Annotated in this window: 9 protein-coding genes; 1 reads left to right on the top strand and 8 read right to left on the bottom strand. The window is 38.8% G+C overall.

Features of this window, described 5'->3' with window-relative positions:
* The first annotated feature begins 193 nt into the window (after nt 1–193).
* Entirely contained in the window at nt 194–766 is a 573-nt protein-coding gene (locus AC27GZ_RS05145) for a gamma carbonic anhydrase family protein (protein ID WP_487093806.1), read from the top strand.
* Here AC27GZ_RS05145 and AC27GZ_RS05140 read toward each other — a convergent pair.
* The 8 genes from AC27GZ_RS05140 to AC27GZ_RS05105 all read right to left on the bottom strand — a co-directional run bounded on the left by AC27GZ_RS05140 (nt 753) and on the right by AC27GZ_RS05105 (nt 6,785).
* Nucleotides 753–986: a hypothetical protein gene (locus tag AC27GZ_RS05140; RefSeq protein ID WP_487093805.1), complete on the bottom strand. Its 234-nt coding sequence runs from the start codon at nt 984–986 to the stop codon at nt 753–755. The two genes, AC27GZ_RS05145 and AC27GZ_RS05140, sit on opposite strands and share 14 nt — an antisense overlap.
* A gap of 9 nt (nt 987–995) precedes the next feature.
* Nucleotides 996–1,808: a shikimate dehydrogenase gene (aroE, locus tag AC27GZ_RS05135; RefSeq protein WP_487093804.1), complete on the bottom strand. Its 813-nt coding sequence runs from the start codon at nt 1,806–1,808 to the stop codon at nt 996–998.
* Between the two features lie 114 nt (nt 1,809–1,922).
* The gene (locus AC27GZ_RS05130) at nt 1,923–2,630 is read right to left on the bottom strand and encodes an OmpW/AlkL family protein (protein ID WP_487093803.1); all 708 of its coding nucleotides are present in this window, start codon (nt 2,628–2,630) and stop codon (nt 1,923–1,925) included.
* 229 nt (nt 2,631–2,859) lie between these two features.
* The gene (gene hemF / locus AC27GZ_RS05125; RefSeq protein ID WP_487093802.1) at nt 2,860–3,774 is read right to left on the bottom strand and encodes an oxygen-dependent coproporphyrinogen oxidase; all 915 of its coding nucleotides are present in this window, start codon (nt 3,772–3,774) and stop codon (nt 2,860–2,862) included.
* Nucleotides 3,771–4,316 carry an L-threonylcarbamoyladenylate synthase type 1 TsaC gene (tsaC, locus tag AC27GZ_RS05120; RefSeq protein ID WP_487093801.1) on the bottom strand — a complete coding sequence of 182 codons (546 nt, stop codon included), beginning with the start codon at nt 4,314–4,316 and terminating at the stop codon, nt 3,771–3,773. The genes hemF and tsaC overlap by 4 nt, the downstream gene beginning before the upstream one ends.
* A 113-nt stretch (nt 4,317–4,429) precedes the next feature.
* Nucleotides 4,430–5,572 (bottom strand): 5-(carboxyamino)imidazole ribonucleotide synthase, encoded by a 1,143-nt coding sequence (locus AC27GZ_RS05115; protein WP_487093800.1) that lies wholly within the window; start codon nt 5,570–5,572, stop codon nt 4,430–4,432.
* An 8-nt stretch (nt 5,573–5,580) separates the two neighbouring features.
* Nucleotides 5,581–6,063: a 5-(carboxyamino)imidazole ribonucleotide mutase gene (gene purE, locus AC27GZ_RS05110; RefSeq protein ID WP_487093799.1), complete on the bottom strand. Its 483-nt coding sequence runs from the start codon at nt 6,061–6,063 to the stop codon at nt 5,581–5,583.
* Nucleotides 6,064–6,206: 143 nt separating this feature from the next.
* Entirely contained in the window at nt 6,207–6,785 is a 579-nt protein-coding gene (locus AC27GZ_RS05105) for a DNA topoisomerase family protein (RefSeq protein ID WP_487093798.1), read from the bottom strand.
* Nucleotides 6,786–6,820 lie beyond the last annotated feature (35 nt).

The raw sequence follows: 6,820 nt of genomic DNA, 5'->3' as shown, positions 1-6,820 counted from the left end.
TTTTACTACTGGGTCAACAGTTATTTTTAAAAAATATCACTTTTCTTATTTTTCGGTCAATATTCATACAAGCTTTATCTTTGTTGAAGTTTAACTGTGTATAAAGGTCAATTCTAAACCCTAGTTTTATTAATAAACCTATTTTATGCTATCTTGTTGTTATATTAATTTTTTCTTTATGTGACGTTAAACTATGACAACTATTCATGACACGACAATAAACAATTCACTTCGTACTTATAAAGGTATTTTGCCCACTGTTGGTAATTCTACGTATATAGATTCCTCTTCCATTGTTGTAGGCGAAGTTGCTTTAGCGGATGATGTCAGTATTTGGCCTCTTGTCGCTGCGCGCGGAGATGTGAATTATATTCGCATTGGTGAGCGAACTAATGTTCAAGACGGTACGGTTTTACATGTCACCCGCAAAAGTGAGAATAATCCTAGCGGAAACCCATTGATTATTGGTGCCGATGTAACGATAGGCCATAAGTGTATGTTACATGGCTGCACCCTAGGTGATCGCATTCTAGTAGGTATGGGCGCTATTATTATGGACGGTGTAATTGTTGAAGATGATGTGTTTATTGGGGCAGGTTCACTTATACCACCCAATAAAACCCTTAAAAGTGGTTACTTGTATGTTGGCAACCCTATTAGGCAAGTTAGACAATTAAAAACTAGTGAATCTGATTTTCTTAAGCAATCGGCTCTCAATTATGTAGCACTAAAAAATGACTATCTAGCGGAGCTTAATGCAAATTAATATGAATTTCTTGACCTTCTGGCTCATTATCTTCGAGCCAGAGTTCTGCCTTTTCTTCTAAGTCAAACTTAGTGCTTTGATCTATTGCTATCCCTTGCTTTAGTGTTGATGAATGAAAGTAGATAGTAACAGTTTGTCCTGAAAGCAATGCCGTTAATCGCCATGCATCATTTTCTTCATCAAAAATTAAATCATCATTGAATAGAATTGCTTGATTCAAAGTTTTCCCCTAAGCAAGTGAAGCTTTTAATTGTGCCATCACTTCTTCCATATCAGGTCTTACTCCTCGCCATATATAGAAACTTTCTGCAGCCTGACCAACCAGCATACCTAAACCATCAATAATCTTTAGCGCCTTGAGCTCTTTGGCTTTTTTCAGGAATGGCGTCAGTGATTTTCCATAGGTCATATCATAACAAACAGTTTGCTGTGTCATTAACTTTTCAGAGATTGGTACACCATTACCTGAAAGCCCCGCAGAAGTTGCATTAATAATGACATCAAATGCTTGCTCATTGGCTTCCTCAAAAGAACATGCTGATAATGGCTGTTCTGTATATTGATCAACAATAGCTTGCGCTTTAGATACCGTTCTATTAGCAATAGTTAAACTTTTTGGCATTTGATTTAACAAAGGTAATACTACCCCTTTTGATGCTCCGCCAGCGCCAAGCAACAGTATTCGACTGTTTTCAAGGCAAACATCATGAGCAAGTAAATCATTAACAAGGCCAACGCCATCAGTGGTATCACCATAAATTTTGCCATTTTTAAATGAAAGTGTATTAACGGCGCCAGACAATTTGGCATGTTCTGTTAATTCATCGCACATTGCCATCGCTTGCTCTTTAAAGGGTGCTGTCACATTTGCCCCTTTACCTCCTTGAGCAATAAATACTTTCACAGCCTCTGTAAAACCATCCAACTCTGCAAATTGAATTTCATAGTTAAGCGCTTGCTTAGTCGCTTTTGCAAATGACTGGTGAATAAAAGGAGAACGTGACTGTTTAATTGGATTACCAAAAACGCGATACTGATCCATAACGATAACCATAAAGAAATAATACCTGTAGCCTAACCGAATTATCCTTTTAAGAACACAAAAAAGCAGTAATGAATTACTGCTTTTTATTATGGTTTATGCGTTTAAATTGTATTAGAACTTATAACCAATCATCAGTGAGTAAACCATTGGGTTTACCTCTACTGAAGCACTGCCTTTTCCTGACAAACCAACATTGAGAGGATCATCTAAGTCAAAACTTGCATCAGTGCTTATGTCTATATAACGTGCTGATGCATTAATAGACCAGTTTGCACTTAGCTCGTAATCAACACCTACTTGCACTGCATAACCAAAAGAGCCATCTAGTTCTAAATTGCTAAAACCTGCCGCGGTTGGAGTATCGGTAAACTCTTCATCAAAGAAAACAGTATAGTTAATACCTGCACCAACGTAAGGTTTAAGTGCCGTACCTGTATCAAAATAATATAAAGCACTAATCGTTGGCGGTAAGTGAGTTACTTCTGCTAATGTTGCACCGTTTAAGTCAATACCATAAACAGATTCAGTGACACCGCCTCTATCATTTAAAATAACATCATGGGTAAATGGTGTCGCAGCAAGTACTTCTATTGCCCAATTACTATCAAAAAAGTAAACAAAATTTAAACCTAATTGAGCGTTGTCTTCTACCGATAACGTTAATGTTGTGTCTGCGCCGTCTAATAATACCGAAGCTTTATCACTTGCTGGATTAACCGTTGTAAGACCACCACGGATTAAAAAGTCACCCGCTTGATGAGCAAAAGTAGCGGTAGATAGGCTAGAAAGTAATGCGATTGTTAATATTGATTTTTTCATGTTTTATACCCCTTAAAAATATGTGGGTATAATAAAACTATTAGCATATAAAAAGTTGATATGGCACAAGGTTTTTCTGGCTATTACTAAGAGGGGTTGCTCTTTATTGATTTTGATCAACATATTCAGTGAAAAGCCCGCTCCAAGTCTAGATTAACATTTATATTTGTGACATTTATCACTGGCAGAAACGGGCAAAAATACACTTTGGCTACGCTATTTTATCAACTTAAAGCATTAACCAGTTTTGTGGTGTTAAATAACGGCTATATAATTTAGCCTCTTCTGAATTATCTTTAGGTTGGTAGTTATATTCCCAGCGAGCTAGTGGTGGCATAGACATTAAAATAGACTCTGTTCTTCCACCTGATTGCAAGCCAAATAGTGTGCCGCGATCAAAAACAAGGTTAAACTCAACATAACGACCACGGCGATAGAGTTGAAACTGGCGTTGATGCTCAGTAAAAGGCGTAGACTTTCGTTTATTGATTATTGGCACATAAGCATCCACAAACCCTTGGCCGACCGCTTTAATATAATCAAAACAGGTGTCGAAATCCCAATGATTTAAATCATCAAAAAACAAGCCTCCCACACCTCTAGTCTCATTGCGATGTTTTAAATAAAAGTATTCATCGCACCATTTTTTATGCTCTTGATAAATATTTTCGCCAAAGGGCTTACACAACTCATAGGCAGTACGATGCCAGTGTTGAACATCTTCCTCTTTCGGGTAAAAAGGGGTTAAATCAAAACCACCACCAAACCACCAAACGGGCTCTTCACCTTCTTTTTCAGCAATAAAAAATCGCACATTAGCATGTGACGTTGGGATATGTGGATTTTTAGGATGAATAACGAGTGAAACACCACAGGCCTGCCATGTTCTACCAGCAAGCTCAGGACGATGTGCTGTTGCTGAAGGTGGTAATTTATCTCCTGATACCAAAGAAAAGTTAACACCGCCTTGCTCAATAACAGCGCCATCTGTTAACACACGAGTTCGGCCACCGCCACCTTCTGCTCTTGTCCAACTATCTTCCACAAACTTGGCTTTGCCATCAGCATCTTCCAGCGACTGACAAATATAGTCTTGCAGAGTCTTTAAATATTCAACAACGGTATTAATACTTATGCTATTCATGCGCGAAATAACTCTCCAGTAAGACCGTCAATAATTTTTGAAGGTTGTTTATATGCCAAAGTATCACCTTTTATGACGTGGTCGATCACAGTGATCAAATTTTCATCAAGTGTTTGCCATGTTCTTGCTGGCTCTTCGCCAGATAAATTAGCACTCGTCGAAACTATGGGTTTGCCAGTAAGCTCACACAGCGAGACAACATCTTGCTGGTCAGTAATACGAACTGCAATACTTTTAAATTGCCCCGTCAACAAGGATGATATCTCTGGATTAGCGGGTAATACTTGCGTTATACCATTCGGCCAACGGCTTAATATGGTATCTATTTGCGTTTGTGAAAGGTTGGTAATATTTATATAAGGTAGCAACTGTTTAAATTCACCCGCGAGTAATATAAGTCCTTTTTCTTCGGGCCTATTTTTAATCTTCAGTAACTTTTGAATGGCCGCAGGGTTATCAGGATCACAACCTAAGCCAAACACTGCCTCTGTTGGATAAGCAATAACACCGCCTTGTTGATATACGTTTAAAACCGCTGACATACTTTTTTATTTACTCTGATAATTTAATCATACCTATAGGTATAAACCGTAAAAACTAAAATGGCCGAAAATAAATCAGCCATTTCTATTACTTTTTGCTCTGATAAAGACAATTATTGTAATTGATTAATGTAATCACTCACTTCAGGAAAGTCACTTTCAGGAAGCTGCTTAGCAACGGTTTGCAACCGTAAAAGTAACTCACTTCTGTTGCTACCAGACACATTAATATGCCCCATTTTGCGACCAGCTCGTTTACTCTTACCATACCAGTGCATACTCACGCTGGGAATAGCTAAAATACTATCAGGAACAACATCAGTACCTAGTACATTAATCATAGCTGTTGGTCTAACCAAAGCGGTTGAGCCTAAAGGTAAATGACACACTGCCCGCATATGATTTTCAAACTGACAAGTGTCAGCACCTTGTTGAGTCCAATGGCCAGAATTATGTACTCGTGGCGCAATTTCATTAACCAATAAAGAGTCACCCACTTGAAAAAACTCTATGGCAAGAACACCAACATAATTAAGTTCACTCGCTATTTTATCAAAAGCTTCTGATGCCTGTGCTTGCAGGTTTTGGTGTTCATTAGTTGCTAAAGAAACACTGAGTACGCCATTAGTATGGTGATTCTCAGTAAGTGGATAAGAATATGTTTCACCAGTCTTATTACGCACACCAACCATTGACAGCTCTCGATCAAATGAAACCATTTGCTCAATAACCACAGCTTGTTGCAAGCCACTCGTATCTTCTTTGATAAAAGTATCGACTTCCTGCCAAATAGTTTCGGCTTGCGACAAGTCTTTTAATCGCCACTGCCCTTTACCATCGTATCCAGCTAAAGCACTTTTTAGAATAAGTGGTAAAGTTAAAGTGTTTAAAGCCTCATCAAATTCAGCTTTGGTTGTCACAACTTTATGTGTTGCATTGTTAACCGCCGCCTGTGATAGAAGGTTTTTCTCTAATCGTCTATCACCGCCAGTTTTAATTGCTTGGCTACTTGGGAATAATTTACCTGAAGCTTCACAGCGCATTAAAACGTCGTGATCAATATGTTCAAACTCTGCCGTGATTGAGTCAGCAAAGTCAATGCCTGCAGTCAAATCACCAAAAATCACATTTGGCGAGAGTGGGTCAACAACTTGCTCGCTGCCAACATCATATGCTCTAACGTCTATATTCAGAGGCTTGCTTGCTAATGCCATCATTCTAGCTAATTGGCCAGCGCCTAATACTAAAACCTTCATGTTATCTTCTACTCAGCAGGGTTTGGATTATCAAGAATATTCTGAGTCTGCTCTTTTCTAAACTTCTCAATCGCGGCCATCACTGTAGCATCGTGGGTGCCGATAATTTGCGCGGCAAGTAAGCCTGCATTCGCAGCACCCGCGGTACCAATAGCTAGCGTACCAACGGCAATACCCTTAGGCATTTGAACGATAGATAATAAAGAATCCTTACCACTTAATACTTTAGATTGAACAGGAACACCTAAAACAGGTAAAGGAGTGAAAGCTGCTGCCATACCCGGTAAGTGTGCAGCACCACCTGCGCCAGCAACAATAACTTTAATGCCTCTATCTTTTGCACTTTCTGCATACTCAGCAAGTAAGTGAGGAGTTCTATGTGCAGACACTACTTTAGTTTCATAGGGTACGTTAAGAAGATCAAGCATATCTGTTGTATGTTTCATTGTCGGCCAATCCGACTTAGAACCCATGATAATACCTACTGTCATGTTCAAAAGCCTTTCAAATTAATTTAAATATGCCCCGTTGAGGCGTTGTCTAGTACTCATAAGTACTACTGCTAATAGAGTATTATAACCTTGTTTTCGACGAGATAAAACTTAACTAGTCAGCTAAGGTTACAAGATAGTGTTTACGATGTTTTACGTTTATAACTACATTTTTTTTGCGGACACATCAGCATATCTCCCCCAGCCATATGTCTTTTGATCAAAATTGGCCAGTGACATTCTGGACACTCCTCTGCGATAGGAGAATAATTAATGACGTATTTACATTTTGGATACTGATCACAAGAATAAAAAGTCTTACCAAAGCGGCTTGTTTTCTCTTTTAATTTACCTGATTTACATGATGGGCAGTTAACATCGAGTGCTTCATGTGGTTGTTCGCCTTCAATATGATGACACGAAGGGTAATTTGTACAACCAATAAACATACCATACCGCCCCTCTTTTACCGCCAGCTCTTGCCCACATAAAGGGCATTCACTACCCGGTAAAACCGTATCAGCAACACGCTCATGTTCAACTATTGAGCGAGTATATTGACAATTAGGGTAATTAGAACAACTCAAAAAGTTGCCAGCTTTACCGCGTTTTATTGACAACTCAGAGCCACAATCAGGGCAAATTTCATACGCCTTTTCTAGCGCATGCTCATGACGAGAAAACAATGGCTTATCATGTTTATTTTCAGGCGGTTTAGACATTTTAGAACAAAAAAAGGCGGTTAAAGTTGCGACAT

It is taken from the genome of Colwellia sp. SU-HH00943 (assembly GCF_057546125.1).
The sequence above is the reverse complement of the archived record's forward strand: the minus strand, read 5'-3'. Positions and strand labels throughout refer to the sequence as shown.